Source organism: Massilia genomosp. 1, from assembly GCF_011682185.1.
Lineage (GTDB): Bacteria > Pseudomonadota > Gammaproteobacteria > Burkholderiales > Burkholderiaceae_D > Telluria_A > Telluria_A rubra.
This window is the reverse complement of record NZ_WHJF01000576.1, coordinates 1-255: the sequence shown is the minus strand read 5'-3', so window position 1 is coordinate 255 and position 255 is coordinate 1. Positions and strand designations below refer to the sequence as shown.

Below are 255 nucleotides of genomic sequence, written 5' to 3'. Positions count from 1 at the left end.
GAACATGTCCAGGTCTTCCAAAGGTACTGTCGAACAACCGGGCAAGAAGGTCAGCCAGAAGTCGGGCCTGAACCGAGCTATCCTCGATCAGGGATGGGGCGAGTTTCGCCGCCAGCTTGGCTATAAGGTTGGGTGGAACGGCGGCATGTTGCTGGCCGTGCCAGCGCAGCACACCAGCCAGACGTGCCCGGCTTGCGGCCACGTCTCAAAAGACAATCGGCAGACTCAGGCGTCGTTTCTGTGCGTCGATTGTGG

The 255-nt window shown here is 60.0% G+C and carries 1 protein-coding gene; it reads left to right on the top strand.

All coding sequences use genetic code 11. The features are described 5' to 3' along the window. A partial coding sequence (locus tag F1735_RS34970; protein ID WP_222853213.1) for a zinc ribbon domain-containing protein occupies positions 1-255 on the top strand: 255 nt, incomplete at both ends.